The sequence below is a fragment of the Lentzea aerocolonigenes genome, assembly GCF_000955955.1.
GTDB lineage: Bacteria > Actinomycetota > Actinomycetes > Mycobacteriales > Pseudonocardiaceae > Lentzea > Lentzea aerocolonigenes_A.
Genome location: NZ_JYJG01000003.1, coordinates 133028 through 159875 on the forward strand (window position 1 = coordinate 133028; position 26848 = coordinate 159875).

Sequence of the window (26848 nt, forward strand, 5' to 3'; positions counted from 1 at the left end):
GAGAGGGCAACCAAAATGAGGATTGGACGAATCGTCGCGGCCGCCGCGATCGCCGTGGGCACCGTGCTGTCGATGGCGCCGGTCGCCAGCGCCGCGGCCTCCCGGGACGTCGACGTCTACACCGACGACCCGGACCCCAAGGGCGGCATGGCCTGGTTCAAGGCCTACGGCGAGCACTTCGGGATCTGCGACCGCGACTACGACGACCTCGGCGTGCGCGGCCGTCTCACGTACACGTACAACGGGATCACGCACGAGTACAAGCTGTGGCACCACTCGGGCCACCACCAGGACCCGCGGCTGAACTGCAACACCTACCCGGACGACATCAACATCCCCGAGGGCACCAAGGTGTACCTGCAGGTGTGTCTGCAGAAGGAGAAGGGCGCGACTCTCAAGTACTGCGACACCGACACGGGCGTGGCCTGACAGCTCGGTCGTGAGCGGGTGCGGGCGGACCCCGCTCACGACCTCGCGGTGAGGCCCTGCAGGGTGCGCGTCGCGCGTGCGGCCCCGGTGACATGTCCGGTGTCGCGGCAGATGCGCAGGGCCTCCCGCACCGCGTGTCCGGCCTGCGTGTCCTGATCGGAGGCGGACTCCACGGCGGCGACGGCGAGCAGTGCCTCCGCCTCCAGGAGCCGGAATCCGCCCGCTCGCGCCACGTCGAGGGCGGCGGTCGCGTGCGGCCGCGCCGCCGCCGGATCGGTCGCGGCGAGGACGCAGGCGAGCGCGGCGGACGCCTCCGCCTCCAGTCCGCGCAGGCCGGACCGCGTCGCGATCTCCAACGCCCGCACCAGATGCTCGGTCCCAGCCGTCGCGCGGCCCAGCCCGATCAACGCGACGGTCTCGGCCTGCTGGTCACCGTCCTGACGGGCGCATCCGAGCGCAGAGGCGGCGGTCCGGCGGGCCGTGTCGTGGTCGTCGCGGGCCAGGTGCACGGCGCACAACCCGCTCAGTGCGGTCGCCTCGCCGAAGCGGGATCCCTGCTCGCGGAACGACTCCAGCGCGAGCAGCAGCGTGTGCTCGGCGTCCTCGACGTCGCCGAGCGCCAGCAGCACCGACCCCAGGTCCGCCAGGTTGGCGGCCTCCCAGAAAGCGAGAGAATGGTCGCGACACAACCGGACGGAATCGTCGAGGCACTTCCTGGCCTCGTCAAGCCTGCCGAGCTGCCGGTAGTGACAGCTCAATGAGTTCAGCGCGTGACTCTCGCCCGACGGGTTGCCCAGCTCGCGGAACAGCTCGATCGCACGACTGCTGTGCTCGACCGCCTCGGCGAGCCTGCCCGTCCAGTCCAGCATCGACCCGAGGTTCGACACGGCCGTCGCCTCGCACTCGCGCCAGCCGCACGTGCGGCTGGCCCGCGCCGCCTCCTCGGTGTGCGCGACGCCGTCGGTGTGCCGTCCCTCGCGGAAGGCCGCGCCTCCCATCGTCAGGCGCAGCAACGCTTCCGCCGCGTGCGCTCCGTGCCGGCGGGCCGCGGGCAGCAGCACCGACGCGAGCTCCAGCCACTCCGCGCGCCGGCCGTGGTCGTGGAAGAACCGCCGGACCGCGTCGGCCAGGTACCAGACCTGCGGGCGCGGGCCCGTCACCGCGGCGCGGCGCAACGCCGCGACCAGGTTGGGCGCCTCCACGTCCAGCCACGCCACGGCTTCCGCGCTCGAAGCGAACCGCACCGGGCTCCCGGCGGGTTCGTCGTCACGAGGAAGTGACACCACGCGCTTGCCCAGCAGCGCCACGGCCGCGTCCGCAGCCGCGAGGTAGCCGGCGAACAGTCGTTCCCACGCCGGCGTGGTCTCCCCGCTGTCCGAGCGTTCCTCGGCGTAGCGGCGGACCAGGTCGTGGAACCGGTAGCGGCCCGGCGCATGCGCCTCGACCAGGTTCGCGGCACTCAGACCGCGCAGCAACCGGGTCGCGACACCGGCGTCGGCATCGAGCAACGCCGCCGCGTCGTGCGGCGTGAAATCCGGTCCCGGCACGACGCCGAGCAGCCGGAAGAGCCGCTGCTGGTCCGCCGGAAGTGCTTGGTAGGACACGGAGAACGCCGTGGCGACCGCGCTCTGCTCCGCGCCGTCGAAGGCGAGCAGCGGGTCGGCGCGCAGCTCCGCGACCGCTGACGCGATGCTCGCGCCCACGCCTGCCGCGGCGATCCGCAACGCCAGCGGGTGATGCCCGCACACCTCTGCCAGGTCGGCCGCGGCGGCGGGTTCAGCGGCAACGCGGTCCTCGCCGAGCGCCGAGACGAGCAGTGCGTGCGAGTCGTGTTCGGGGAGTTGGGCGAGGGTGATCGTGCGGGCGCCGGTGCGGGCGACCAGATCGCCCAGCCGGTGCCTGCTCGTCACCAGCACGCGGCCGGACGACGGCAGCAACGGCAGCACCTGGGCGGCGTCGCGCGCGTTGTCCAGTACCACCAAAGCTTTCCGGTCCGCGAGCAGCGACCGGAAGAGTCCACTTTGGTCGTCCGATTCGGACGGTGTGGCGCCGAGCGCGCGCAGCAGCTGCGCCAGTGCGGCGGTCGGGCTGAGCGGTTCGTCGTCGGCGTCGAACCCGCGCAGGTTCACGTACAGCTGTCCGTCGGGGTACCGGTCACGGGCGGCGTGCGCCCACCGCACGGCGAGCGCGGTCTTCCCGACGCCGGCGGTACCGGTGATCAGCCACACGCCGTCCTCGCCGTCCTCCAGCGCGGCCAGCTCGGCGGCGCGACCCGCGAAACCCCGTGCCACCAGGGGAAGTTCGGCAGGCCGCACCTCGGTGAACGCCGGGGCGCAGACCTGGTCCTCGCCGCGCAGGACGCGCAGATGCGCCTCGCGCAACGCCTGTCCCGGCTCGATGCCGAGCTCGGACACCAGTAGTTCGTGACCCTGGGAGTACACCTCCAGCGCCTCTGCGGTCCGTCCGCACCGGTGCAGCGCGAGCATCAACGCCGCACGCGGCCGTTCGCGGAACGGGTGCTCGTCGACGAGCTTTCGCAGGTCTCCGAGCGCTTCCGCGTGGTGGCCGCCGGCGACCTGGAGCTCGTGCAGCTCCTCGGCGATCGCGAGTCGTCGTTCGGTCAGCGCCGGGCGTTCCAGCTCGGCCAGTTCGTCGCTGACGCCGTCGAGCGGCGTGCCCGTCCACAACGCGAGCGCGTCGCGCAGCCGTGCGATCGCGGCCTCGCCGGTCAGCGTCCGGGCCTGAGCGACGGCGTCGTCGAACAGGTCGAGGTCGCGTTCACCCGGCGCGACCTCGATCGAGTAGCCGGACGCGCCGCGCGTGATCACGTCGGCGCCGATCAGTTTGCGCAGGTCGGACACGTGCACCTGCAGCCGCCCGCGGGCGCTGCGCGGCGCCTGCTCACCCCAGGTCAGGTCGATCAGCCGGTCCTCCGGCACGACCCGGCCGGGGCTGAGCAGCAGCGCCGCCAGCACCGTCGCCTGTTTCGGTCCGGCCGGGCGCACCGGCCCGGCCGGACCGAGGACCGTGACCGGTCCGAGCAGCCGATACCTCAGCGGAGGTCCTTCTCGGCCGTGCACTTCGTGCCGCTGCGGTCGGCGAACCGCACCTCGAACCAGGCGCGCCCCGAGCTCGGCACCTTCGTGCCGTTGACGGCGACCTCGCCGCTCTCGTCCGACTTCAGGCCGGACGTCGACCGCGTGAGCACCGTGGTCTGCGTGGTTCCCACGCGGTGGTGGACCTTCACGTGCATCGCGCCGGTGTCGGCGATGTACGGACCGGCCGCGCCCCGGCCTCTCCTCAGCCGGTACTCCGCGCCGAGGTCGTACCACAGCGTGAACTTGCCGCTGAAGTCTCCGTCGGTGCACGTGGCGGTCACGCCCACCGTGGCGGCCTGTGCCGCAGGTGCCACCACGCCGCTCGCGGCCACCAGCAGAGCCAGCAGTGCGGCCCTCTTCACCCCAGCCCCCAAGATGATCTCCCTCTGATCGTTGCGCCACCCGAGTGACACGTCACAGGAATATCACGCGAGCGCCGCCCCGTAGGTTGCGCGACGGTCACGTGCCGACGCCGCTGCGTAGTAGCCCCAGTTCATCCAGGATTCCTCCATCCGAGTGTCGCCCGACACGCCGTGTCGAGTTGCAACCTCTTGCGTTGCGATCTAGGTTCTACCCCTACATCTAGTGGTTACATGGTTGTAAGTAGTCCACAGGTTGTGGGTAACCCCGCCCCCTGTGTGACTGCTGTGACCAGTGCTGCGCCGGGGAGGGGTGAACAGACGTGCGGTGTCCGTTCTGCCGTCATTCGGACTCACGGGTGGTGGACTCCCGGGAGGTCGACGAGGGCCAGGTGATCCGTCGTCGTCGCTCCTGCAACAGCTGCAGCCGAAGGTTCACCACGGTCGAAGAAGCGGTTCTCGCCGTGGTCAAGCGCTCCGGGGTGACGGAGCCTTTCAGCCGCGACAAGGTGGTCGTCGGCGTGCGCAGGGCGTGCCAGGGCCGCCCGGTCGACGAGGACGCGTTCCAGCAGCTCGCCCAGCGAGTGGAAGAGTCGATCCGGTCGACGGGATGTGCGGAAATCGCCAGTCACGAGGTGGGCCTCGCCATTCTCGGCCCCCTGCGTGAGCTCGACGAGGTCGCTTATCTGCGCTTCGCGAGCGTCTACAGGTCCTTCTCGTCCGTCGAGGACTTCGAGAAGGAAATTCTTGATCTTCGCACTGCCAGAGCCGAGGAAGCACCGGCCGAGCAGTGATCCACGCGCTCCACAGCGCGTGCCCACATCAACTTTCTAAGCACCAGCACGAGGGAGATCCACCGTGACCGAGACCGTCGGCGGCTCAGCCAAGAAGACAGCCGCACGGGCGGCTGCGAAGCCTGCCGCGCTGAAGGTCCAGCGCGTCTACACCACCGAAGGCCGCCACCCCTATGACGAGGTCACGTGGGAGCGCCGCGACGTCGTCATGACGAACTGGCGTGACGGCTCGGTGAACTTCGAGCAGCGCGGTGTCGAGTTCCCCGCTTCCTGGTCGGTGAACGCCACCAACATCGTCACCAGCAAGTACTTCCGCGGTGCCGTCGGCAGCGAGGTGCGCGAGCAGTCGCTGCGCCAGCTGATCGACCGCGTCGTGAAGAAGTACGTCGGCGCGGGCAAGGAGCACGGCTACTTCGCGAACGACGCGGACGCCGAGATCTTCGAGCACGAGCTCACCTACATGCTTCTGCACCAGGTGTTCAGCTTCAACTCGCCGGTGTGGTTCAACGTCGGCACCAGCTCGCCGCAGCAGGTCAGCGCGTGCTTCATCCTCGCGGTCGACGACACGATGGAGTCGATCCTGAACTGGTACCGCGAGGAGGGCCTGATCTTCAAGGGCGGCTCCGGTGCCGGCCTGAACCTCTCGCGCATCCGTTCGTCGAAGGAGCTGCTGTCCTCCGGCGGCACCGCGTCCGGCCCGGTGTCGTTCATGCGCGGCGCCGACGCGTCCGCGGGCACCATCAAGTCCGGTGGCGCCACCCGCCGCGCGGCCAAGATGGTCGTCCTCGACGTCGACCACCCGGACGTCGTCGAGTTCATCGAGACCAAGGCGCGCGAAGAGGACAAGATCCGCGCGCTGCGGGACGCCGGGTTCGACATGGACCTCGGCGGCGCGGACATCGTGTCGGTGCAGTACCAGAACGCGAACAACTCGATCCGCGTGTCGGACGAGTTCATGCACGCCTACGAGAACGGCGGCGACTTCGGTCTGCGCGGCCGGCAGACCGGCGAGGTCATCGAGCGCGTCGACGCCAAGGAGCTGTTCGGCAAGCTCGCCAAGGCCGCGTGGGAGTGCGCCGACCCCGGCATCCAGTACGACGACACGATCAACGACTGGCACACCTGCCCCGAGTCCGGCCGCATCACCGCGTCCAACCCGTGCTCGGAGTACATGCACCTGGACAACTCCAGCTGCAACCTCGCGTCGCTGAACCTGATGAAGTTCCTGGGTGACGACGGCAAGTTCGACGCCGTCACGTTCGCCAAGGCCGTCGAGCTGATCATCACCGCGATGGACATCTCGATCTGCTTCGCGGACTTCCCGACCGAGCCGATCGCGGACACCACCCGCAAGTTCCGCCAGCTCGGCATCGGCTACGCCAACCTCGGCGCGCTGCTGATGGCGACCGGCCACGCGTACGACTCCGAGGGTGGCCGCGCGCTCGCGGCGACCATCACGTCGTTGATGACGGGTGTGTCCTACCGCCGTTCCGCGGAGCTCGCGGGCATCGTCGGCGCGTACGACGGCTACAAGCGCAACGAGACCGCGCACCAGCGCGTCATGCGCAAGCACGCCGCCGCCAACGACCTGATCCGCACGTACCACGCGAACGACTCGTCGGTGCACAAGGTCGCGACCGAGGCGTGGCAGCAGGCGCTGGAGATCGGCGCGAAGAACGGCTGGCGCAACGCCCAGGCGTCCGTGCTGGCCCCGACCGGCACCATCGGCCTGATGATGGACTGCGACACCACCGGTATCGAGCCGGACCTGGCCCTGGTCAAGTTCAAGAAGCTCGTCGGCGGCGGCTCGATGCAGATCGTCAACCAGACGGTGCCGCGCGCGCTGAAGGCGTTGGGCTACCAGGACGAGCAGATCGAGGCGATCGTCGAGTTCATCGGCGAGCACGGCCACGTCGTGGACGCGCCGGGCCTGCGTCGTGAGCACTACGAGGTCTTCGACTGCGCGATGGGCGAGCGTTCCATCGCGCCCATGGGCCACGTGCGGATGATGGCGGCCACGCAGCCGTTCCTGTCCGGCGCGATCTCCAAGACGGTCAACATGCCGGAGACGGCGACCGTCGAGGAGGTCGAGGAGATCTACTACCAGGGCTGGAAGCTCGGCCTGAAGGCGCTCGCGATCTACCGCGACAACTGCAAGGTCGGCCAGCCGCTGTCGGCGGGCAAGGGTGCGAACAAGGGCACCGAGGCCAAGACCGAGACCGTCGTCGAGTACCGCCCGGTCCGCAAGCGCCTGCCGAAGAAGCGCCCGTCGCAGACCGTGTCGTTCACGGTCGGTGGCGCCGAGGGCTACCTGCACGCCGGTTCGTACCCGGACAACGGCCTGGGCGAGATCTTCGTCAAGCTGGGCAAGCAGGGTTCGACGCTGGCCGGCGTGATGGACGCGTTCTCGATGTCCATCTCGGTGGGTCTGCAGTACGGCATCCCGCTCGAGTTCTACGTCTCGAAGTTCCAGAACCTGCGCTTCGAGCCGGCGGGCATGACCGACGACCCGGACGTGCGGATCGCGACCTCGGTGCTCGACTACCTGTTCCGCCGCTTGGCTCTGGACTACCTGTCCTACGACAAGCGCGCGCAGCTCGGCATCTTCACGGCCGACGAGCGTTCGGCGCAGGTGGCCAACGACTACGGTGCCGCGCCGACGACGTCCGAAGTGGACATCGAGGGTCTGCGCGGTTCGGTGGAGGCGGTTCCGGCTCAGGTCGAGGCCGCTGCTCCGAAGCAGGTCGGCAGCTCGACGGAGCTGCTGGAGCTGCACCTGGGCAAGGCCGCTGACGCGCCGCTGTGCATGACGTGCGGCACGAAGATGCGTCCGGCCGGGTCCTGCTACCTGTGCGAGGGCTGCGGCAGCACGTCCGGCTGCAGCTGAGCCGAGGTGATGTGACCGGGTGGGCGGCTCCTCGGGGCCGCCCACCCGTCGTTCAGGGGGAAGCGATGGGTTTCGTGTTCGTGGGCTGGCGGGTGGCGACGACCGAGCCCGGTCTGGTGTCGATGAGCGACTGCGTGGTGGACCTGGCCGAGGAGACGTTCTTCAACGACCGCGCGCAGGCCGAGCGGGTGCGCGCGCAGGCGCCCGGCACTCACGTGTTCGCGGTGGGGTTTCACCTCGTCGACGCCCCTGCGTGGCGATTCGCGGAACCGATGCCCGCGGGTGACGTGCTCGGGTGCGAGCTCGTCGGCGAGGACCCGGACGGAGAGTTCTGGCACACGTGGAGGTGCCTCGGCGGCCTGGTGGAGGACGTCCGCGACGCCACGGGTGTCGTGCCCGGACCGCACGGGTTGATCCAGGACGGGGAGCAGGCGCGGCGCGCGGCGCGATGGCTCACCGCGTCAGGGCTCGGGGACCCGAAGGTCTTCAACTGGATGGCGGCGCTGCTGGTCAGGCCGCGTCCGGAAGCGTGATCCCGTGGCGTTGAGCCAGCTTCTTCTCGACCTCCGCGATCATGCACGCGATCGTGGACGGGTTGAGGCCCTCGCCGAAGCGGTCCACGGTCTTCGCGAACTCGTCGGCGGCCAGCTCACGGCATTCGGTCGTCAGGTCGCCGGCGTCCGTGAAGCACGAGAGCGGCTTGCGGCCGAACATGACCTCGAACTCCTCCCAGCCGCGGATCGTCCAGTACGTGTCGGTGGACTCGGTGCGTGTGGCCCGCAGCCACCGCCACAGGTACTGCGGATCCTGGTGGTTCGGCGCCTCGTTGTGGCACCGGCCGCACAGCAGCACGAGGTTGTCCGCCGAGTCGCCGCCGCCCAGTGACGCCGGCACGATGTGGCACTGCTCCAGCCCCGATTTGTAGCCGCAGCGCCAGCATCGTTCGGGGGCCTCACCCCAGTGCTCGGCGATCTGCTCGTTGCTGACGATCATGCGACCTCCCAGATGTTGACCTCCCTGTCGGTGACGAAGGCGATTGCGTTTCACCTCCGCGCAACTGATAGAACAACGGGAATGCGCTCGTTCGACGACTTACGCGGTTACCTGCTCGGCCAGCTGAACGCCGCCGTGCGCCGCCCCGGCATGTACGGGGGCGAGCCGGTGATCCTGACGCTGCTGGACGCGCTGGCGTTCGCCGACGACCGCACCGACCGCTGGCAGACGGAGCTCGACGCCCTCGTTGCGCGCGGGGCTGCCAACGCGGCGATGGTGAGCGGCGCGGTGCACGAGGTGCTCGGTCATCGCAGCGAGGACGTCATGGCGTCGGTGTACGCGGATCTCGCGCACCGGCAGGGGTGGCTGTCGCTCGACGCGGACAGCCGGATTCCCGGTGTGCTGGGCGAACGGGACTGCCTGCTCGACGACGTGATCGAGGAGTACGGCGAGCCGCCGTTGTGGCTGGGCGGCACGAACCCCAAGTACTCGAAGACGCTCGGCTATCCGGACCGGTCGGGATCGCTCGTGTTCTTCCACTTCATGCCGGAGCTGCGGCTGATGGCGACGCGGCGCGGTGACGGCGGGTTCCGCGACAGCTTCGTGTTCACACCTGCCGGGCAATCTCGGTAACTATTTCTGCGAATTCGGCGATCAACGGCGTGTGCCGGTGAGAGGCCCACGCCAGCGCCACCTCGTTCGGCGCGATGTCCTCGATCGGCACGTGCACCAGGTCGTCGCGCGAGTAGAACACCGCGGTCGACAACGGCAGGACGGCCACCCCTCCGTGCATCGCGACGTGCTCCAGCTTCTCCTCGACGGACCGGAACCCCGGCGGGTCGGTGTGCTGCACGCGCCGCTCGCCGGACAGGTCCGCGTCGAGCACGCTCTCCTTGCCCGCCAACCGATGCGTCGCCGGCACCACGGCCACGCGCGGCTCGCTGAACAGCGGCATGATCGAAAGCCCAGCGGCAGGCACCGGCAGCCGCACATAGCCGACGTCCACGCGCCCGTCGTGGATCACCTCGACCTGGTCCTCCCACGTCGTGCGCAACACCTCGACCCGCAGACCCGGATGCCGCGACGTCAGGACGCGCACCGCCGGCGTCACGATCAGGCCCGGCATGAACCCGACCGTGAACGTGTCCGCCACGCCCACCCGGCGCAGCAACGCCGACGCCTGCGCGAGCAACGGCCGTGCGTCGGCCAGCAGTTGCGTGCCTGCCGGCGTCAACGACGTGCCCTTCGACGAGCGGTCGAACAGCTGCACCTTCAGCTCCGCCTCGAACGCGCGGATCTGCCGTGACAGCACGGGTTGCGCGATGTGCAGCGCCTCGGCCGCGCGGCCGAAGCTCAGGTGCTCCGCGACCGCCACGAAGTACCGCAGCTTCCGCAGGTCCAGGTCCATACCTCCAGGGTATGACAGACGACCGAGCAGGTCTTGGACCGCGTGCCCACCGCGGGCGCAGGCTGGAGCCATGAAATCCACACTGGACGGACAGAGGGTCGCGATCCTCGGCGGCTCCTCGGGAATCGGCCTGGCCACGGCGAGAGCAGCACTGGAGGCGGGTGCCGAGGTCACGATCGTCTCGCGCAAACCGCAGCAAGGCTTCGCCCACCACGCGGCCGATCTGAACGATCCCGCCGCCATCACCGCGGCCTTCGACGCCATCGGCGAGATCGACCACCTCGTCTACACGGCGGGGGAGCCGCTCGAGCTGATGACGCTCGAGGACTTCGACCGCGACCGCGCGAGGACCTTCTTCGGCCTCAGGTACTTCAGCGTGCTCGACGCCGTCAAAGCCGCGCGGGTCACCACGTCGATCACGCTCACCACGGGCATCGCGAAGGACAGGCCTGGACCGGGCTGGGCGGTCGCGGCGAGCGTCTGCGGCGCGGTCGAGGCGCTCACCAAGGCACTCGCGATCGAGCTGGCACCGTTGCGGGTCAACGCGGTCAGCCCCGGCGTGGTGCGCAGCCCGTTGTGGGGACCGGACGCCGAGCAGCTCTACACGGATGTCGGCAAGACGCTGCCGTTGCAGCGGGTCGGCGAAGTCGAGGAGATCGCGCACGCGTTCCTGTACCTGATGACGCAGCCGTGGGCGACCGGCACGATCCTCACGGTCGACGGCGGCACCGTGCTCGCCTGAAATCCGTTGCGAGGCCAGGTAAAATCGCAGGTGATGCGCATGGTTCTGCACACTCGTGCGCGCCTGGACCTCGCATACGCCTCGCTCGACGGGCTCTCCGTCGGCGACGCTCTGGGCGCACAGTTCTTCATGGTCGGCCGCTCGCTGTCCGACCTCGTGGCCGGCAAGCCGCCACGAGGGCCCTGGGAGTGGACCGACGACACCGAAATGGCCTGCAATCTGGTCGCCGAGCTGCGTGATCACGGTGACCTCGAACAGAACCGGCTCGCGGCGACGTTCGCCGATCGCTGCGAGCCCTATCGCGGGTACGGCGCGGGCGCTTTCACCATCCTGCGCAAGATCCGTCAGGGCACGCCGTGGAAAGAGGCGGCCAGTAGCGCGTTCGACGGTCAGGGTTCGTGCGGGAACGGCGCCGCCATGCGGATCGCCCCGCTCGGCGCGTACTTCGCCGACGACCCGAAAACCCTGACGGTGAAAGCGATCCAGGCCAGCGAGGTGACCCACCAGCACCCGGAGGGCATCGCGGGCGGAGTGGCCGTGGCACACGCCGCGGCCATCGCGACGCACGCCCGTCTGACAGGCACCGAACCGGACCTGCTCGCCGGCGTGCTCGACCACCTCGAAGGCAACTCCTTCGTGCGCAAGGGAATCGAGAAGGCACGCGGGATCGCCACCGCCGAGGAAGCCGCGTACCTCCTCGGCAACGGCTCCCGCGTCACAGCGCAGGACACCGTCCCGTTCACGCTCTGGGTCGCCGCCCACCACCTCGGTGACTACCGCAAGGCCATCACGACCTGCGTACAAGCCGGGGGAGACGTCGACACCACGGCCGCGATCGTGGGCGGCATCGTCGCCACACCTCCACCGGAGTGGGTCGCGGAACGCGAGGAGCTGCCGGACTGGGCGAGCCGCCAGTGATCTAACTGTACAGCGAGCCGTTTACGCATTAGCCTAATGTGTCATGACGGCTATGAAGCATGTGACAAGGCATCGGTTCGCGGACGTCGACGGCCTCCAGGTCTTCTACCGGGAGGCCGGTGACCCGAATGCGCCCAAACTGCTGCTCCTGCACGGCTTCCCGTCCGCCTCGCACCAGTACGCGCGGCTCATCGAGGAGCTCAAGGGCGACTTCCACATCGTCGCGCCGGACAACCCCGGCTCCGGCCACAGCGACGCCCCGGAGCGGCCTCACACGTTCGACTTCCTCGCCGACGTCATCGAGAAGTTCCTGGACACCATCGGTTTCAGGGGCTTCTCGATGTACGTCTTCGACTTCGGCGCCCCGGTCGGCTTCCGCATCGCGACACGCCACCCCGAGTGGATCAAGGGCCTGATCGTCCAGAACGGCAACGCCTACGAGGACGGACTGTCGGACCTGGCCAAGGGCTTCGTCGCCAACCGCGACCCGCAGGCCGCCCGCGACCTGCTCGCCCTGGAGTACACGAAGTTCGGCTACCTCGAAGGCGCCCGTGAACCCGAGACGATCTCGCCCGACACGTGGACCCTCGACCAGCACTACCTGGACCTGCGCCCGCAGCCTCAGATCGACCTGTTCCTCGACTATCACACCAACGTTGCCAAGTACCCGGAATGGCAGGCCTACCTGCGCGAACACCAGCCGCCGACGCTGATCGCGTGGGGCCGCGGCGACCCGTTCTTCATCGAGCCCGGTGCCAAGGCGTACCTGCGCGACGTGCCTGACGCGCGGTTGCACCTGCTCGACACCGGTCACTTCGCGCTGGAGGAGGACCTGGCCGAGATCGCCGCGCTGATCAGGGGCTTTACCCCGACGGTGTGATTTATTCATCGCGTGTTGAGTTTTTGACCGGACGCTCGTAGCCTCGGCGTCATGGACGACTACTGCGTGGATTTCGGGGTCATCGACGGCACGATGCTCGCCGTCGTGGGGGGCAAGGCTGCGAACCTCGGTGAGCTCACGAGGGCGGGCCTGCCGGTGCCGCAGGGCTTCTGCGTCACCACGGACGCCTACCGCGCCGTCGCGGAGGCCGACGAACTGGCGAGCACGACCCCGGAGAACGCCCGCAGGATGCTCGTGGAAACCCCTGTGCCGCAGGCGATCCGGGACGAGATCGCCGCCGAGTACCGCAAGCTGGGCGACAACGTCCCGGTCGCGGTGAGGTCCAGCGCCACGGCCGAGGACCTGCCGTTCGCGAGCTTCGCGGGCCAGCAGGACACGTTCCTGAACGTCGTCGGTGAGGACGCGGTGGTCGACGCCGTGCGCCGCTGCTGGGCCTCGCTGTGGACCGACCGCGCCGTGAGCTACCGCGAGACGAACGGCATCGACCACACCACCACGTACCTCGCCGTTGTGGTGCAACGAATGGTGCAGTCCGCGGTGTCCGGCGTGATGTTCACGGCGAACCCGGTCACCGGCACGCGCGACCAGATCGTCATCGACGCGAGCCCCGGTCTCGGCGAGGCCGTCGTCTCCGGCGCCGTGAACCCGGACCACTTCGTCGTCGACGGCCGTGAGATCGTCGAGAAGCGGCTGGGGGACAAGAAGTTCCTCATCCGGTCACTGCCCGGCGGCGGCACCGAGCACGTGGAGGTCGGCGAGAACGAGGACCAGTGCCTCACCGACGGCCAGATCCACGCGCTCGCCGTCCTCGGCCGCAAGGTGCAGCAGCACTACGGCTCGCCGCAGGACACCGAGTGGGCGATCGACGCCGACGGGGAGCTCCACCTCACCCAGGCGCGGCCGATCACGACGCTGTTCCCGTTGCCGGACAACCCCGACGGCAACGCTCACGTCTACTTCTGCTTCAGCCTCGCGCAGGGCCTCGAGCGCCCGATCACGCCGATGGGCCGCGCGGCGTTCCGCGAGATCGCCAAGTCCGCCTTCGAGATCGTGATCGGAGACCCGAAGAGCCAGTCCTATGTGGAGAACGGCGAGCGCATCTTCTTCGACGTCACCAAGGTTCTGCAGAGCAAGGTCGGCCGCGAGTTCGTCACGCGACTGCTCGGCGTGATGGAGGCGCGTTCGTCCGAGGTGCTGCGCGGCCTGTTCGACGACCCGCGGTTCGCGATCAAGAACTCCTCGCCGACGCCTGCCCTCAAGCGCGTGCTGCGGCTGGCGCGCCGGTTCCACGTGCCAGTGGTCGTGTGGAAGGCACTGGCGAACCCGGAGAAGGCAGTGCGCAACGCGTTGCTGATGGAACGCGACATCCTGACGAACTCCGCGAACCTCTCGATCGAACAGGCGCTGCAGCAGTGCGTCATTCCTGTGCTGCCCCGCCTCGCGCCCACCGCGCTGGTCGGCTTCGCGATGCTCGGCCTGGTCGGCAAGGTCGTGAAGACGAAGCCGGGCGAGCTGCAGACGGTCCTGCGCGGCCTGCCGAACAACGTCACCACCGAGATGGACATGGCGATGTGGGATCTCGCGCAGGAGATCCGGCGCGATCCCGTTGCGCTGCAGCAGTTCCAGAACGGTGAACGCCCCGCGGCGCTGGACCGCTTCCTCGCGAAGTGGGGGCACAGGGCCGTCGCGGAGATCGACCTCGGCCTGCCCCGGTGGTCCGACGACCCGGCGCACGTCATCGGCGTCGTGCGGAACTACCTGCGCCTGGACGACGACAAGGCCGCACCGGACGCGGTCTTCGCGCGCGGCGCCGCCGAAGCCGAGGCGATGATCGAAACGCTGGCGCGACGTGCGTGGGGCCGCGGCTGGTTCGTGCGCTTCGCGTTGCGCCGCACCAGGTTGCTCGCCGGCCTGCGCGAGTACCCGAAGTACCTGATCATCACCCTGTTCGGCGCGCTGCGGAAGCGGATCGCGGACCTCGGTGCCTCGCTGGCGGACCAGGGCAGGCTGGCCGCGGCCGACGACGTGTACTTCCTCAACTTCGAGGAAATGCGCTCCGCGGAAGGAGATCTGCGGCCGATCGTGGCGCAGCGGCGTGAGGTCTACGACCGGGAGATGCGGCGCCGGCACATCCCGCGCGTCCTGCTCTCGGACGGCACCGAGCCGGAAGCCGTGCACCACGGCGCACCGGCCGAGGGCGACCTCGTCGGCACCCCGGCGTCGGCGGGCACGATCACCGGCATCGCGCGCGTCGTGATGGACCCGGTCGGCGCGCACCTCGAACCCGGCGAGATCCTCGTGGCGCCGTCGACGGATCCTGGCTGGACGCCGCTGTTCCTGACGGCGGGTGGCCTCGTGATGGAGATGGGCGGCTCGAACTCGCACGGCGCCGTCGTGGCCCGCGAGTACGGAATCCCCGCGGTGGTGGGGGTTCGGGAGGCTGTGACGCGGATCAAGACCGGTGAGCGGATCACCGTGGACGGCAGCACGGGAGCGGTCACTACACTCGAGAACTGATGACGAACCTGATGCGGGGAACCGAGCTCGCGCGCGACATCGTGCTGCGGGCGTCCGAGAAGGCCGCCGGTTACACCGAACGCACGGGCCGTAAACCCTGTCTGGCCACGGTGATCGTCGGTGACGACCCGGCCTCGGTGACATATGTGCGGATGAAGCAGAACCGGAGCCACAAGGCGGGACTCGAGTCCCGCCACGTGGCACTCCCGGAGGAGACGACGACCGGCGAGCTCGTGGCGAAGATCCGCGAGCTGTCGGACGACCCCGAGGTGCACGGCATCCTGTTGCAGCACCCGGTGCCCCGCCACATCGACGAGCGCGCGGCGTTCGAGGCGATCGCGCCGCACAAGGACGTCGACGGCGTCACGATGCACTCGTTCGCCGGAATGTCCTTCGGCCACAGCGAGTTCGTCTCCTGCACGCCCGGCGGCATCATCCGCCTGCTCGACGCGTACGACGTGGAGATCACGGGCAAGCACGCCGTCGTCATCGGCCGCAGCCCGATCCTCGGCAAGCCCGCCGCGATGCTGCTCCTGGCCAGGGACGCCACCGTCACGATCTGCCACTCGAAGACCGCCGGACTGCCGGAAATCGTGCGCACGGCGGACATCGTGGTCGCCGCGGTGGGCAAGCCCAAGTTCGTCCAGGGCGACTGGATCAAGCCCGGTGCGGTCGTCGTCGACGCCGGTTACAACGAGGGCAACGTCGGCGACGTCGACTTCGACGCGGTGACGGACGCGTTGATCACGCCCGTGCCCGGCGGAGTCGGTCCCACCACGATCGCGGTTCTGCTGGAACAGACCGTTGACGCCGCGTGGCGCGAACTGGACGCGTAATCTCGGGGTTGTGGCCGACGAATCCAAGGGTGAGCTGAGCAAGGTCCAGCAGGGCATCGCCGACTACCTGCTGCGTGCCGGCGTGGACGGGTTCGGCCCGTTCAAGAGCGCACGCGAGGCCGCGTCCGACGCGCTCGTCAAGAAGGGCGACGAGACCGACGCGATCAAGCACCTCATCCGCACGCACGTCGCACTGGCGGGCGCGCAGGGCTTCATCACGAACCTCGGCGGCCTGATCACGTTGCCGATCTCGCTGCCGTCCAACGTCGCGGCCGCCTACGTGATCCAGACGCACCTGATCGCGTCCATCGCGTCGTTGCGCGGCCACGACGTCGACAGCGAAGAGGTGCAGACGGCCATCCTGCTGTGCCTGCTCGGCAACGCGGGAACCGAGCTGTTCAAAAAGGTCGGCATCAAGCAGTTCACCAAGAAGGCCGCCTCCGCACTCATTACAAAATTCGGTACAAAGAAACTCGGCACCCTCGCGGCCAAGAGTGTTCCGGTGCTGGGCGGCGTCATCGGTGGTGGCGTCGACGCCGCCTCTACCAGAGCGGTCGGCGCATTCGCAAATCGCTACTTCACCCGCACGGACGTATTGCCGAAGGTTATCGACGGCGAGGTGCTGTCCGTGGAGATCGAAGAAGCGGACGGAATGACCGATTCGCGCTAGCTCAGCCGGTCCAGTGCCGAGCTGAACGCGTCCGGCGGGATGGCCACACCGCCGCTGAACGGGTTCTGCAGCTGGTAGATCGCGAACAACAGCAGCACCAGCGTCGAGCTCAGCGTGATCGTGATCAGCAGCTGCGAGATCAGGTTCGGGCCGCCGAACAGGTACGGGAACAGCAGCGACAGCGCGGTGCCGATCAGCAGCGCGAGCCACACGACCGGGTTGACCCCGTTGCCAGCGGCGTCCAGCCGTTCCTGCCGGGCCTGGTAGACCTCCCACAGCTGGTTCGCCGCCTCGGTCTTGCGGTCCTGCTGCCAGTCGCCGTCCGGTGCCGACGTCGAGATCGTGTCCCTGAGCTGGTTCAACGTCGCCCAGCCCTTGTTGTCGACGTTCTCGCCCTCGCGCATGTGCGGCCACTCGTCGTCGACGACGGTCGACACGTAGTCGCGGATCAGCTGCTCCACCTTGTCCTTCGCGGGTGCGGGCAGCGAGTCCGACGACCAGTCGACGGCGACGAGCGCGTTGGCCTCCCTCTGCACCTGTTCCTCGGCGTTGTTGGACGCGTCGAACAGGGAGATGAGGATGAAGGCGGCCAGGACCGCGTGCAGGCCGGCGACGATGCTGAACACCGAGCCGCCGGCGCCGAGGTTCTTCTCGCCGACCTCCTCCGAGCCGAACCGACGTGTGATGACGACGATGATGGCCGACAGAACGGCCGCACCGAGAACCCAGAGCAGGCCGGTGACGTAAATGCTCAATTCGGCTCCTTTCTGGTGTGGGATTAGACCACGGTCTACTGTGGCCGGTACAGCACGGTCTGATGAACGAGTAATGGTCAGGTGGGAATGCGCGGCAACGCCAGAGATACCCGGTTGTCGTATTGGACTGCTCCATTCCGGTGGTGGCAGGATTTGCTTGCCCTGAGCACCATCTCGTCTCTTCTGGTGCTTTCCGCGCCGTTCACCAGCGCCGTTGCCCATGCTGCACCGCCGAACTGTGACGCGTTTCAAGTTCGTTCATCCAATCGAGGCGCACTGTCGACGTTCACGAAACTCGACGTGTCATCCGGTGGGGTGACGGAGATAGCTCGGCTGGACTACGCGGTGAACGCGCTGGGGTACTCGGCGGCGTTGGGCCGTTTGGTTGGACTTACCTCCAAGGGCCACGCCTGGTGGAAGAACCCGTCGCACGTCGTGCTGATCGACCAGAAGGGTGTGGTCAGCGACCTCGGACCCGTTGACGCGCAGTGGTTCCGCACCGACGACGTGACCGCGGGCGCGGTCGTCGGCACCACCTTCTACGTGCGTGACAACGCGAGTCTGCGTGCGATCGACATCGACCCGGCGAGCCCCACGTACCTCAAGATCGTGCGCTCGGTCGTGCTGGACTGGCCTGCTCTGGCTTTGGACGACTTCACGGCTGGTGCGGCCGGAAAGCTGACCGGGGTGTCGGCAGCGGGCTGGGGGCCGGGCGAGGTCGTGTCGTTCGACCCGGTCTCCGGCCGGGTGCTGGGCAGGAAGGAGATCAAGGACCTGCCGGGCAGGTCGACGTACGGCGCCGTGGTGATCGACTCCGCGGGCACGATCTTCGCCACCAACAACGGTTACCGGGGCCGCAGCCGTGTCTACCGGATCACCGATGTGGCCGTTGAGCTGTCGGCGGGTCCGGAGATGGGCATGATCGACGGCGCGGGTTGCCTGCCGAACCCGATGCCGCCGCGGGTCGAACCACCCGCGCCGCGCCCCGAGGTGCCCGCGCCACCCCCCGCCCCCAAGCCTCCCGCGCCCCCGGCACCTGCTCCCGTCCCGGTCGTTCCGCCGCCGCCTGCTCCGGTCGTGACGACGGCACCGCCTACCGTTGCGCCACAACCGATTCCGGCGCGGGCGGCGCGGCAGAAGCCGGAGCCGCGCAGGGACCTGTCGCTGAAGGTCGAGTCGACGCCGCTGACGAAGTCCCGCAAGTGGGTGATGGTCACGATCATCCTGGTGATGCTGGGTGCCGGCGCGGCCGCTGCCCGAGCGCGCGGATAAATCGGTTGGCGTGATCCGGCGGCGTCGCTACCGTTGCGGCATGTTCATCATCTGATGGAGCCCCGCAGCGGTCTCGACGCTGCCCTCTCGCGACTTTCGCGCATCTTGGTGACCCTTCCGCGGGTCCTTCTCGCACGGTCTTCGCCGTGTCCTTGCACGCCCTCTTCGTGAGGAGGCTTTCGCATGCCTGCCACCACTCCGCCCGACCCGTCCAACCGCGCTGCGCGCCGTGCGCAGAAGCGGGGCAAGACCGACCAGAACGCGCACTTCCAGCTGCCGCAGCAGCGGGTGCCGATGGTCCAGCCGCGCCAGTTCGCGACCCGTCGCCGTGGAGGATCCGCGTAGCCGACGCCGAACCGGGCGCGACACCGCAGGGGACGCACTTCGTGCGTCCCCTGCTCTCTTCGTGCGTTTGATCTCCCGTTCTGTCCGGATCCGATCTAGCCTGAGGTGCTACCGGACCGACAGGATCGGAGGCGCCTGGTGAGGATCGCTGACGTTTTGCGCACCAAGGGATCGGCGGTTGCGACGATCGCCCCGGATGCTTCGGTGTCCGAACTGCTCAGAGCGCTGGCCGAACACAACGTCGGCGCGATCGTGGTCGTCGGCGCCGGTGGCGTCGCCGGGATCGTGTCCGAGCGCGACGTCGTGCGCCGTCTGCACGAAGCGGGCGCTGACCTGCTGTCTTCTCCTGTGTCGTCGATCATGACGGCCGACGTCTTCACCTGCTCGCCGTCGGACACGGTGGACAGCCTCACGGTCGTGATGACCGAGCGGCGCTTCCGCCACGTGCCCGTGCTGTCCGACGGGCAGCTGGTCGGCATCGTCAGCATCGGCGACGTGGTGAAGAGCCGGATCGGACAGCTGGAGCAATCGGCGGACCAACTCCAGGCCTACATCGCCCAGGGCTGACCGTGCCAGGTGACTACGCTTGATCGGGTGAATCCTTCTGCTGGCCAGCCCGAACTGGTTCCAGAAATGGTTGAGGTCGCCGCGGGCGTCCACGCCTACATCCAGCCCGACGGCTCCTGGATGATCAACAACACCGGCGTGGTCGTCGGCTCCGACGACACGCTGCTGCTCGTGGACACCACGTCCACCGAGGCGCGCAACCGCGCGTTGTTCGCCTCGGTGGCGTCGGTGTGCGCGCCAGAATCTGCTTTCGATCCTCGCTACGTGATCAACACCCACCACCACGGCGACCACACCTACGGCAACTGGCTCGTGCCGCCGTCGACCGTGATCGTCGGCCACGACGCGTGCCGCGAAGAGGTGCTCGCCGCGGGCCTGATCGCCGCCCAGGTGCTGACCGGCCCGGACTACGGCCACATCGAGGTGCGCCCGCCGTCCTTGACGTACACCTCGTCCCTGACGCTGCACCTGGGCTCGCGCGTCGTCGAACTCCACCACCCCGGCCCGGCCCACACCCGTGGCGACACCGTCGTGTGGCTCCCCGCCGAACGCGTTCTCTTCACCGGCGACCTGGTCTTCGCGGGCGGCCAGCCGTTCCTCGCCGAGGGCAGCATCAGCGGCTACCAGTCGGCCCTGGAGTTCCTCCGCTCGTTCGACGCTTCCGTCGTCGTGCCCGGTCACGGTCCGCTACTGCGCGGCGCCGAAATCAACCGCGTCCTGGGCGACCTGGCCGACTACACGACCTACCTCGCCGATCTTGCTGCCGCCGGCCACGCCGCCGGCAAGCCCCCGCTGGACGTCGTGAACGAGGCCGGCGAATCCCGCTTCTCCGCCTGGCAGGAATCCGAGCGCCTGGTCGGCAACCTCCACCGCGCGTACCACGAACTGGACGGCAAGCCCCTCTCCGAACGCCTCGAACTCCCGCGCGTCTGGATGGACATGATGGCCGTGCACGGCGGCCCCATCGCCTGCCACGCTTGACGGAAACCAATATATCGGTTTATCAACCACCCCTGACCTGCCGCTTAGCAATGACTCTTTGGACAACGTCGTCCAAAGAGTCATTGCTAAAGCAGGATTCGCGTTTCAGACGGCCTGGTCGACGCCGGGTGGTTCGGGGACGTTCTCGGTCTTGGTGCCAGACGGCATCGCCCACATGAAGGCGCGCATCATCGCGTACTGGAACTTCAGGCCGGCGCCGACGTCGCCGTTCTCGACCACCTGCTTGAGCGTCGTGAGGATGGTCCTCCAGGTCGTGTCGACCTTGTCGAGGCGCTTGACGTCCGCAGGCCAGCCCGAGTTACGCAGCGTGACGCGCGTGCCGCCGTCGATCTCTTCCAGCTCCCACGAGACGACGGTCCACGGGTCGTCGCGCATGGTGAGCCGTTGGGTGTGGGAGAGCAGCCGCGGCGGGTCGACCTCGATGACGCGACCGACGACGAAGACACGTTTGCCGTCGGTGGATCTGTAGTACAGCGGCGCGCCCGGCTCGAGCTTCGAGTCAAGGACGGCGTCCATCATGGCGCGCTGCTTGCCGTCGAGTTTGGTGATCTCCGCCCACACCTTCTCGATGGGCGCGGCGATCACGATGCTGTGCAGCAACTCGGTACCCGGTTCAGCCAACGTCCTCATCCTCCTGTCCGGCGCCCTCGACCGCGTGCTTCAGGCCGACCAGCGCCGCTGCCCAGTTCTCCTCGTAGTGCGCGACCCACCGCTGGTGGATCTGCTGGATGGGCACGGGATTCAGGTGGTTGACCCGTTTCCGGCCCCGCGGCTCCACGAGCACCAGATCGGCCTCGCGGAGCACACCGAGGTGCTGCATGACGACGTGCCGGCTCGTCTCGAGCGCCTCCACCAGTTCGCCCGTGGTCCTGGGTCCGGTGCGCAGGACGTCGAGGATCGCGCGCCGCAGCGGGTTCGCCAGGGCGCGCCAGACGGCGTCGTCATCATGTGGCATCTTCATTACGTAATGGTTTTAACACCTAAGCCGGCTACAAGTCGAGACGCGTTCGCCGGGTGGAAGATTGACTCCTGGGTCAGCCGATGATGTGATCACGCCCGCACCCGGAGTTGGTGCAGACCTTTTCCCTAAATCCGCCGCCATGGATGTTGGGGAGGAACGGGCGTGGAGATCTCTCGGCGTTCGGCGTTGATCGGTGGGGCGGCGGCGGTTCCGCTGCTCATGGCTGGTTCCGGGCTCGCGCAGGCGGCCACCTGGAAGCTCAGGTGGAGTCCGCAGGCGAACAAGGACGGGCTCGGCGCGTTCGAGGGCGTCGAGGACGACCGGGCCGGATCGCATCCAGGCGTGAAGCACATCTACGTGTCGGGCAACGACTACCGGTTCGACATGCACACCCGCGACCGGGACACGTCGACCGACCGGCAGCGCAACGAGGTTCGCGGCATGAAGGCCGGCGGCCAGAACCTCGAGATCGACAACGGCGAGACGTGGAAGTGGACCTACTCCATGTTCATCCCGAGCTCGTTGAAGTCGACGACCTCCTTCACCCACATCATGCAGACGAAGATGCCCGGCCTCGGCTCCTCGCCCGTGACGGTCATGTCGCTGCGCCGCACCGGTGGCGTGCAGAAGATCGAGTTCAAGATCACCGAGGGCAACGTGCTCGTCGGCAACGTCGACCTCGAACCGCTGCACAACAAGTGGATCGACACCGAGGTGGAGATCAAGGTCGGCAACGGCACCGGGCGCGTCCGCTGGGTCGTTCGCGAGGGCGGGCGGACCGTGCTCGACGCGACGAAGGACAACGTCGACACGTGGCTCGACGACCGGTTGCGGCCGAAATGGGGCATCTACCGCTCACTCGGCGACACCTCGGGCTCACTGCAGAACTGCTACCTGCTGCTCCGCAACCTCAAGGCCTATAAGTTCGAATGATGCTGCACGACGTCGCCGACGCCACGCGCCAATATATTAGTTTGCTCGTCGGTGACCAGCGCGAACACGGCCTTCGCGCGGTCACCGACGACGACCTCAGGCATCGCTGGGCGTATGCACCCGGTGCACGGGCGGGCCTGGTGCTGGGTGAGCTCGGCCGCGACCAGCGCAAGGCTGTGCACGGAATGCTGGCTACCGTCCTCAGTCCACACGCCTACGCCCAGGCCACAGCGGTGATGGCGCTGGAAGACGTGCTCGACCACCGCGAGGGCGGAAACCGCGACCGGCACAGCGGCGACTTCTGGACAGTGCTCTTCGGCACCCCCGGCGGCGACGAGCCGTGGGGCTGGCGCATCGAGGGGCACCACCTGTCGGTCAACGTCGTCGTCGCCGACGGCCGCGGCTCGGCGACCCCGTTCTTCCTCGGCGCGAACCCGGCCCGCGTCACGTACCGCGGCCACGTCGTCGGCCAGCCGTTGCGTCTCGAAGAGGAACTGGCCCGCGAGCTCCTCGACCGCATGGGCCCGACCGCCCGCCGCCTGGCCGTCGTGTCGGACACCGCGCCGCACGACATCCGCAGCGGTAACTCCCCGCGCGTCAGCCCGTCGGAACCGGTCGGCGTGACCCCGGCGCAGCTCGGCAAGCCGGCGGGGGAGCTGCTCGTCGACATCGTCCGCTTCTACCTCGACCGGCTCGCGTTCGAACTCGCCGACGACGAGTTCGCGCGCATCGACCCGGAACGCCTGCACTTCTCGTGGGAGGGGTCGCTGCGCCGCGGCGAGGGCCACTACTACCGGATCCAGGGCCCGGAACTTCTCATCGAGTACGACAACACAGCCAATGAGGCCAACCACGTCCACACCGTCTGGCGTCGTCATTCGGGTGACTTCGGCGACGACCTCCTCGCCGCCCACTACGACACGTCACGGCACACTGTCGCCCGTGGAGTGGCCCAGAACGGTTGAAGACGCCATCGCGCTGCAAGAACGCCTGCGCACCCAGGTGATCACCATCAGCGCCCCTGACCTGCGTGTAGACACCGTCGCGGGCCTGGACGTCGGCTACCGTAGCAATGACACAGTTGCGGGCGTCTGCGTTGTGTTCGATGCAAAGTCGCTGGTCATCCTCGACGAGGTGGTCGTCGAGGACACGACGGACTTCCCATATATTGCCGGGCTCTTCGCGTTCCGCGAGATGCCGGTGTTGCTGCGGGCGCTCGATCAGGTGACGGTCGCGCCGGACCTGCTGGTGGCGGACGGTCAGGGGCTGGCGCACCCGCGCAGGTTCGGTCTGGCGTGCCATCTCGGTGTGCACACGGGCATTCCGAGCATCGGGGTCGCCAAGAACGCGATGGGCGAGTTCGACCCGCCCGGCCGAGCTCGCGGGTCGATGAGCGATCTCGTGATGGACGGCCCCAGAGGTAGGGACGTCGTCGGCCGGGCGTTGCGGACGCAGGACGGCGTGAAGCCGGTGTTCGTGTCGGTCGGCCACAAGATCGACCTGGACCGGGCGTGCGCCGAGGTGCTGCGTCTCGCCCCGCGCTACCGGCTGCCCGAGACCACCCGACGCGCGGACACGCTCACGAAGCAGGCTGTTTCGTCGGGGTGAAGCTCAGCAGCACGAGCAGGATCGCGCCGCAGACCAGCGCGATGTCCGCGACGTTGCCGACGAACCAGCCGTTGTAGTCGATGAAGTCGACGACGTGTCCGCGCGCGAAACCCGGCGGCCGGAACAGCCGGTCGAGCAGGTGCGTCGTCGCGCCCCCCAGCATCATCGCGAGCGCGGCCGCCCGGAGCTTGGTCTGCGGCTGCAGGCCGTACCGCGCGAGGAGCACGACCGCGACGGCCGCGACGATGGTGAAGACCCACGTCGACCCCGCGCCGATCGAGAACGCGGCGCCGGGGTTGTAGAGGAGCCTGAGCTGCAGGAACTCCCCGAGCACGGGAATGGGCGCGCGGCCCGTCAGCGCGCTCTCGGCCCAGTACTTCGTGGCCTGGTCCAGCAGCAGCACGAACACGGCGATGCCCATCACGAGCGGCACGCGGCGAGAGGTGGTGGTGTCCATTTGCGGTCGAGCGTAGTTAAGGACGACGCCGCCCAGGATCAGACCCCAGAATCAGACCCCAGAATCAAACCCAGGTTCAGACTCTTGCGATGACCTGTGCGCTGAACGCCTCGACGTCGTTGACGTCGGCCGCGGCGAGGAACTCCTCCTCCAGCGTCGCTGACCGCTCGTCGGTGTCGTAGTCGGAGCAGATGCGCCAACGTCCGTCGGTGCGTCGCGCATACGTGTGGAAGCGGCCGTAGAACGTGCGCTCGTCACCGTCGGCGCGCCTCGACACGATCTGGAAGATGCCGCGCTCGCTCGCGAGGTCGTTCGCCGCGATCCGTTCGACGAACCGGAACGAGATGGTCACCGAGCTGCCGCGGTCCGCGAGGTCGGTGAACCACTTCTCGATCTGGCCGGAGTACTCGGCGAACCCGGACACCTGCGTGGCCGGCCCGCCGGCACGGATCAGTTCGGGCGCGTGCAGCTCCAGGAACGCCGCCGCGTCCAGCTTCGAGTAGGCGAGCCGGAACGGGTGCCAGATGTCGGCGTTGAGCTGCCGCAACAGGTCGGTGTCCACGCTGCCGAAGCTAGCGCGGACACCGACCGGGCATCACTCGGTCACTTCGAGGCGTTCCATTCTCACGGTGAGAATCTGGAACGGCCGCGTGAACCGCGCTCTTCCACCAAGGCACTCGTACTCCACCGCGACGGCATCGGAGGCGATGGACGCCAACGGCTTGTGGTCGGCCGTACCGGCAGCCGGTCCTCGACGAGCCGCGGGTCATCGTGCACGGAAAACTCCAGACAGGAACGGGTGCGTGTCGACGATCTTGCGAGCGACGCTGACGGAGTCAACGAGCGGATGCAGCGCCAACGCCTTCACCGCGTGCGCGCGCTCACCGCTGATGGCGGCCTGGATGGTGGCGCGCTCGACGACCTTGAGCGCCGTGACGAGTCCGACGCCCTCGTCGGGCACCTGGCTGACCGCGACGGGCCGCGCGCCGTTGGCGTCGACCAGGCTCGGAACTTCCACGATGGCGTCCGCGTCCAGGCATGACAACGTTGTCCTGTTCGGCACGTTGAGGATCAGCGTGGTGCGTTTGTCAGACGCGATGGCGTGCATGAGGTCGAGCGCGACCTGCTCGTAGCCGCCGCCGTCGAGGTCGTCGGTGTCACGTTCGTCGTCTCGGGTCTCGGCCATGTAGGTCTGCTCGCGTTCGAGGCGCGTCCGCTCCCAGCTCTCCAACGACGGCGCCGCGTAGAACTGCTTCTGCTGCTCCAGCAGGAACGCCCCGCGTGACGCGCCGGATCCCACCGCCTCGCGCGTGAAGTAGTAGTAGTGCAGGTACTCGTTCGGAATGGCGCCCAACGTCCGCAACCACTCCGCGCCGAAGAGCTTGCCCTCCTCGAACGACTCCAGCCGCTCGGTGTCGGCGAGCAGATCCGGCAGCACGTCGCGCCCGTGCACGTGGACGCCCCGCAACCAGCCGAGGTGGTTGAGCCCGGCGTAGTCGAGCCACGCGTCCTCGAGATCGGCACCGACGGCGCGGGCCACCCGGCGGCCGAGTCCGACGGGGGAGTCGCAGATGCCGATGACGCGGTTGCCGAGGTGTGCCGACATCGCCTCGGTGACCATGCCGGCGGGATTGGTGAAGTTGATGACCCACGCGTCCGGCGCGTGAACTGATATACGGCGTGCGATGTCGAGCGCGACAGGCACGGTACGCAGCCCGTATGCAACGCCGCCCGCGCCGACTGTCTCCTGTCCGAGCACGCCACACCCGGCCGCGACGCTTTCGTCGGCCGCGCGTCCGTCGAGCCCGCCAACGCGGATCGCGGAGAACACGAAGTCGGCGGCGCGAAGTGCTTCGTCCAGATCCGTCGACGTCGTCACCGATGGCGCATCCGATATATCAGTCGCCAGTTCCGCGAGGACGCCAGCGACTGCGGCGAGCCGGGCCGCGTCGAGGTCGTGCAAGACGACCTCGGTGACGCGGCCGGGCGATCGATCCGCGAGCAACGCACGGTATACAAGCGGTACACGAAAGCCGCCCCCGCCCAGGATGACCAGCTTCATGTTGTAACCACGTCCACTCCGACTCCGGCTTCCTGCAGTGCGAGCCGCGTCGCCGGGTCGGCCGACGCGGTGGTGACGACGACGTCGAGGTCGTCAGGGCCGCAGACACGGGCTACGCCGACGCCGGGGAACTTCCCGCCGTCCGCGACGAGCACGACCTGGTCCGCGGCCTTGATCATGGCGCGCTTGAGCGGTACCTCGACGAGCGTGGTGTCCATGACGGCGCCGTCGCCCCGCACGCCGCTCGTAGCTCGACGTCGGCGTCGTCGTGCAACTCGTCGAACACGGCGAGGTTGCTCGTGGTGACGGTGATCCGCTTGCGTGCAGGTGGTGG

General features: G+C 68.4%; 29 protein-coding genes. 18 read left to right on the plus strand and 11 right to left on the minus strand.

What is annotated here, in order from left to right; genetic code table 11:
* Positions 1-15: 15 nt before the first annotated feature.
* Entirely contained in the window at positions 16-429 is a 414-nt protein-coding gene (locus UK23_RS01090) for a hypothetical protein (RefSeq protein WP_045309408.1), read from the plus strand.
* Between the two features lie 35 nt (positions 430-464).
* Here UK23_RS01090 and UK23_RS01095 read toward each other — a convergent pair whose 3' ends face one another.
* Complete coding sequence (locus UK23_RS01095) at positions 465-3509, minus strand: AfsR/SARP family transcriptional regulator (RefSeq protein WP_231114330.1); 3045 nt, start codon at positions 3507-3509, stop codon at positions 465-467.
* Positions 3482-3901 (minus strand): hypothetical protein, encoded by a 420-nt coding sequence (locus UK23_RS01100; RefSeq protein ID WP_156212631.1) that lies wholly within the window; start codon positions 3899-3901, stop codon positions 3482-3484. Before UK23_RS01100 ends, UK23_RS01095 begins: the two co-directional genes overlap by 28 nt.
* 308 nt (positions 3902-4209) lie before the next feature.
* On the opposite strand from UK23_RS01100, the gene nrdR reads away from it, so the two are divergent.
* The 3 genes from nrdR to UK23_RS52450 all read left to right on the plus strand — a co-directional run bounded on the left by nrdR (position 4210) and on the right by UK23_RS52450 (position 8100).
* The gene (nrdR, locus tag UK23_RS01105) at positions 4210-4680 is read left to right on the plus strand and encodes a transcriptional regulator NrdR (protein ID WP_030464916.1); all 471 of its coding nucleotides are present in this window, start codon (positions 4210-4212) and stop codon (positions 4678-4680) included.
* A gap of 64 nt (positions 4681-4744) precedes the next feature.
* Positions 4745-7567 carry a vitamin B12-dependent ribonucleotide reductase gene (locus UK23_RS01110; RefSeq protein ID WP_045309409.1) on the plus strand — a complete coding sequence of 941 codons (2823 nt, stop codon included), beginning with the start codon at positions 4745-4747 and terminating at the stop codon, positions 7565-7567.
* A gap of 65 nt (positions 7568-7632) precedes the next feature.
* Positions 7633-8100, plus strand: coding sequence for a hypothetical protein (locus UK23_RS52450; RefSeq protein WP_045309410.1), 468 nt, complete (start codon positions 7633-7635; stop codon positions 8098-8100).
* On the opposite strand, the gene UK23_RS01120 is transcribed toward UK23_RS52450, so the two are convergent.
* On the minus strand, positions 8078-8560 hold the full coding sequence (locus tag UK23_RS01120) for an HNH endonuclease (RefSeq protein WP_045309411.1): 483 nt from the start codon (positions 8558-8560) through the stop codon (positions 8078-8080). The two genes, UK23_RS52450 and UK23_RS01120, sit on opposite strands and share 23 nt — an antisense overlap.
* An 81-nt stretch (positions 8561-8641) precedes the next feature.
* On the opposite strand from UK23_RS01120, the gene UK23_RS01125 reads away from it, so the two are divergent.
* Positions 8642-9193 carry a hypothetical protein gene (locus tag UK23_RS01125; protein WP_045309412.1) on the plus strand — a complete coding sequence of 184 codons (552 nt, stop codon included), beginning with the start codon at positions 8642-8644 and terminating at the stop codon, positions 9191-9193.
* Here the strand turns inward: UK23_RS01125 and UK23_RS01130 are convergent.
* Positions 9168-9968: a LysR family transcriptional regulator gene (locus UK23_RS01130; protein WP_045309413.1), complete on the minus strand. Its 801-nt coding sequence runs from the start codon at positions 9966-9968 to the stop codon at positions 9168-9170. The genes UK23_RS01125 and UK23_RS01130 overlap by 26 nt on opposite strands.
* Positions 9969-10038: 70 nt before the next feature.
* Here UK23_RS01130 and UK23_RS01135 point away from each other — a divergent pair, with 70 nt between their 5' ends.
* From UK23_RS01135 to UK23_RS01160, 6 genes are read left to right on the plus strand one after another with little or no spacing between them, the layout of a single operon-like run.
* Positions 10039-10710, plus strand: a complete 672-nt coding sequence (locus UK23_RS01135) for an SDR family oxidoreductase (RefSeq protein WP_045309414.1) — start codon at positions 10039-10041, stop codon at positions 10708-10710.
* Positions 10711-10749: 39 nt separating this feature from the next.
* The gene (locus UK23_RS01140) at positions 10750-11628 is read left to right on the plus strand and encodes an ADP-ribosylglycohydrolase family protein (RefSeq protein ID WP_196777564.1); all 879 of its coding nucleotides are present in this window, start codon (positions 10750-10752) and stop codon (positions 11626-11628) included.
* Between the two features lie 52 nt (positions 11629-11680).
* A complete protein-coding gene (locus UK23_RS01145; protein WP_231114331.1) occupies positions 11681-12508 on the plus strand; it encodes an alpha/beta fold hydrolase in 828 nt (275 codons plus the stop codon).
* Between the two features lie 51 nt (positions 12509-12559).
* Entirely contained in the window at positions 12560-15046 is a 2487-nt protein-coding gene (locus UK23_RS01150) for a PEP/pyruvate-binding domain-containing protein (RefSeq protein ID WP_045309417.1), read from the plus strand.
* Positions 15046-15882 (plus strand): bifunctional 5,10-methylenetetrahydrofolate dehydrogenase/5,10-methenyltetrahydrofolate cyclohydrolase, encoded by an 837-nt coding sequence (locus UK23_RS01155; RefSeq protein WP_045309418.1) that lies wholly within the window; start codon positions 15046-15048, stop codon positions 15880-15882. The genes UK23_RS01150 and UK23_RS01155 overlap by 1 nt, the downstream gene beginning before the upstream one ends.
* A 10-nt stretch (positions 15883-15892) precedes the next feature.
* The gene (locus UK23_RS01160) at positions 15893-16552 is read left to right on the plus strand and encodes an EcsC family protein (RefSeq protein ID WP_045309419.1); all 660 of its coding nucleotides are present in this window, start codon (positions 15893-15895) and stop codon (positions 16550-16552) included.
* Here the strand turns inward: UK23_RS01160 and UK23_RS01165 are convergent.
* Positions 16549-17307 carry a DUF4239 domain-containing protein gene (locus tag UK23_RS01165; RefSeq protein ID WP_045309420.1) on the minus strand — a complete coding sequence of 253 codons (759 nt, stop codon included), beginning with the start codon at positions 17305-17307 and terminating at the stop codon, positions 16549-16551. The genes UK23_RS01160 and UK23_RS01165 overlap by 4 nt on opposite strands.
* Positions 17308-17622: 315 nt before the next feature.
* On the opposite strand from UK23_RS01165, the gene UK23_RS01170 reads away from it, so the two are divergent.
* The 4 genes from UK23_RS01170 (at position 17623) to UK23_RS01180 (ending at position 20472) form a co-directional block, all read left to right on the plus strand.
* Positions 17623-18579, plus strand: a complete 957-nt coding sequence (locus UK23_RS01170; RefSeq protein ID WP_052684271.1) for a DUF6923 family protein — start codon at positions 17623-17625, stop codon at positions 18577-18579.
* A 183-nt stretch (positions 18580-18762) separates the two neighbouring features.
* The gene (locus UK23_RS51165) at positions 18763-18924 is read left to right on the plus strand and encodes a hypothetical protein (RefSeq protein WP_156212633.1); all 162 of its coding nucleotides are present in this window, start codon (positions 18763-18765) and stop codon (positions 18922-18924) included.
* 138 nt (positions 18925-19062) lie between these two features.
* A complete protein-coding gene (locus tag UK23_RS01175; protein WP_045309421.1) occupies positions 19063-19491 on the plus strand; it encodes a CBS domain-containing protein in 429 nt (142 codons plus the stop codon).
* A 27-nt stretch (positions 19492-19518) separates the two neighbouring features.
* A complete protein-coding gene (locus tag UK23_RS01180; protein WP_231114332.1) occupies positions 19519-20472 on the plus strand; it encodes an MBL fold metallo-hydrolase in 954 nt (317 codons plus the stop codon).
* 105 nt (positions 20473-20577) lie between these two features.
* Here UK23_RS01180 and UK23_RS48135 read toward each other — a convergent pair whose 3' ends face one another.
* On the minus strand, positions 20578-21114 hold the full coding sequence (locus UK23_RS48135) for an SRPBCC domain-containing protein (protein ID WP_052684272.1): 537 nt from the start codon (positions 21112-21114) through the stop codon (positions 20578-20580).
* Entirely contained in the window at positions 21107-21454 is a 348-nt protein-coding gene (locus UK23_RS01190; protein WP_052684273.1) for an ArsR/SmtB family transcription factor, read from the minus strand. The genes UK23_RS48135 and UK23_RS01190 overlap by 8 nt, the downstream gene beginning before the upstream one ends.
* Before the next feature lie 162 nt (positions 21455-21616).
* On the opposite strand from UK23_RS01190, the gene UK23_RS01195 reads away from it, so the two are divergent.
* Genes UK23_RS01195 through UK23_RS01205 form a run of 3 tightly spaced genes read left to right on the plus strand, consistent with a single transcriptional unit; the run spans position 21617 to position 23995 of the window.
* A complete protein-coding gene (locus tag UK23_RS01195) occupies positions 21617-22387 on the plus strand; it encodes a Tat pathway signal sequence domain protein (RefSeq protein ID WP_156212636.1) in 771 nt (256 codons plus the stop codon).
* Positions 22387-23352: a DUF3500 domain-containing protein gene (locus UK23_RS01200; protein ID WP_045309423.1), complete on the plus strand. Its 966-nt coding sequence runs from the start codon at positions 22387-22389 to the stop codon at positions 23350-23352. The genes UK23_RS01195 and UK23_RS01200 overlap by 1 nt, the downstream gene beginning before the upstream one ends.
* Positions 23330-23995, plus strand: coding sequence for an endonuclease V (locus UK23_RS01205; protein WP_196777573.1), 666 nt, complete (start codon positions 23330-23332; stop codon positions 23993-23995). Before UK23_RS01200 ends, UK23_RS01205 begins: the two co-directional genes overlap by 23 nt.
* Here the strand turns inward: UK23_RS01205 and lspA are convergent.
* The 4 genes from lspA to UK23_RS52455 form a co-directional block, all read right to left on the minus strand.
* The gene (gene lspA, locus UK23_RS01210) at positions 23967-24452 is read right to left on the minus strand and encodes a signal peptidase II (RefSeq protein WP_045309424.1); all 486 of its coding nucleotides are present in this window, start codon (positions 24450-24452) and stop codon (positions 23967-23969) included. The two genes, UK23_RS01205 and lspA, sit on opposite strands and share 29 nt — an antisense overlap.
* A 76-nt stretch (positions 24453-24528) precedes the next feature.
* Complete coding sequence (locus UK23_RS01215) at positions 24529-25014, minus strand: YybH family protein (RefSeq protein ID WP_045309425.1); 486 nt, start codon at positions 25012-25014, stop codon at positions 24529-24531.
* 204 nt (positions 25015-25218) lie between these two features.
* Entirely contained in the window at positions 25219-26514 is a 1296-nt protein-coding gene (locus UK23_RS01220) for a 6-phospho-beta-glucosidase (RefSeq protein ID WP_045309426.1), read from the minus strand.
* Positions 26511-26753: a hypothetical protein gene (locus tag UK23_RS52455; protein ID WP_052684274.1), complete on the minus strand. Its 243-nt coding sequence runs from the start codon at positions 26751-26753 to the stop codon at positions 26511-26513. Before UK23_RS52455 ends, UK23_RS01220 begins: the two co-directional genes overlap by 4 nt.
* Positions 26754-26848 lie beyond the last annotated feature (95 nt).

Bases quoted from the DNA above. Each gene is read 5' to 3' on its own strand.
- UK23_RS01190 (WP_052684273.1), bottom strand. From the start codon at position 21,454: ATGAAGATGCCACATGATGACGACGCCGTCTGGCGCGCCCTGGCGAAC.
- UK23_RS01125 (WP_045309412.1), top strand. From the start codon at position 8,642: ATGCGCTCGTTCGACGACTTACGCGGTTACCTGCTCGGCCAGCTGAAC.
- UK23_RS01150 (WP_045309417.1), top strand. From the start codon at position 12,560: ATGGACGACTACTGCGTGGATTTCGGGGTCATCGACGGCACGATGCTC.
- UK23_RS01140 (WP_196777564.1), top strand. From the start codon at position 10,750: ATGGTTCTGCACACTCGTGCGCGCCTGGACCTCGCATACGCCTCGCTC.
- UK23_RS01145 (WP_231114331.1), top strand. From the start codon at position 11,681: ATGAAGCATGTGACAAGGCATCGGTTCGCGGACGTCGACGGCCTCCAG.
- UK23_RS52450 (WP_045309410.1), top strand. From the start codon at position 7,633: ATGGGTTTCGTGTTCGTGGGCTGGCGGGTGGCGACGACCGAGCCCGGT.
- UK23_RS01220 (WP_045309426.1), bottom strand. From the start codon at position 26,514: ATGAAGCTGGTCATCCTGGGCGGGGGCGGCTTTCGTGTACCGCTTGTA.
- UK23_RS01120 (WP_045309411.1), bottom strand. From the start codon at position 8,560: ATGATCGTCAGCAACGAGCAGATCGCCGAGCACTGGGGTGAGGCCCCC.
- lspA (WP_045309424.1), bottom strand. From the start codon at position 24,452: ATGGACACCACCACCTCTCGCCGCGTGCCGCTCGTGATGGGCATCGCC.
- UK23_RS01090 (WP_045309408.1), top strand. From the start codon at position 16: ATGAGGATTGGACGAATCGTCGCGGCCGCCGCGATCGCCGTGGGCACC.
- UK23_RS01200 (WP_045309423.1), top strand. From the start codon at position 22,387: ATGCTGCACGACGTCGCCGACGCCACGCGCCAATATATTAGTTTGCTC.
- UK23_RS01155 (WP_045309418.1), top strand. From the start codon at position 15,046: ATGACGAACCTGATGCGGGGAACCGAGCTCGCGCGCGACATCGTGCTG.
- UK23_RS51165 (WP_156212633.1), top strand. From the start codon at position 18,763: ATGCCTGCCACCACTCCGCCCGACCCGTCCAACCGCGCTGCGCGCCGT.
- UK23_RS01130 (WP_045309413.1), bottom strand. From the start codon at position 9,968: ATGGACCTGGACCTGCGGAAGCTGCGGTACTTCGTGGCGGTCGCGGAG.
- UK23_RS01135 (WP_045309414.1), top strand. From the start codon at position 10,039: ATGAAATCCACACTGGACGGACAGAGGGTCGCGATCCTCGGCGGCTCC.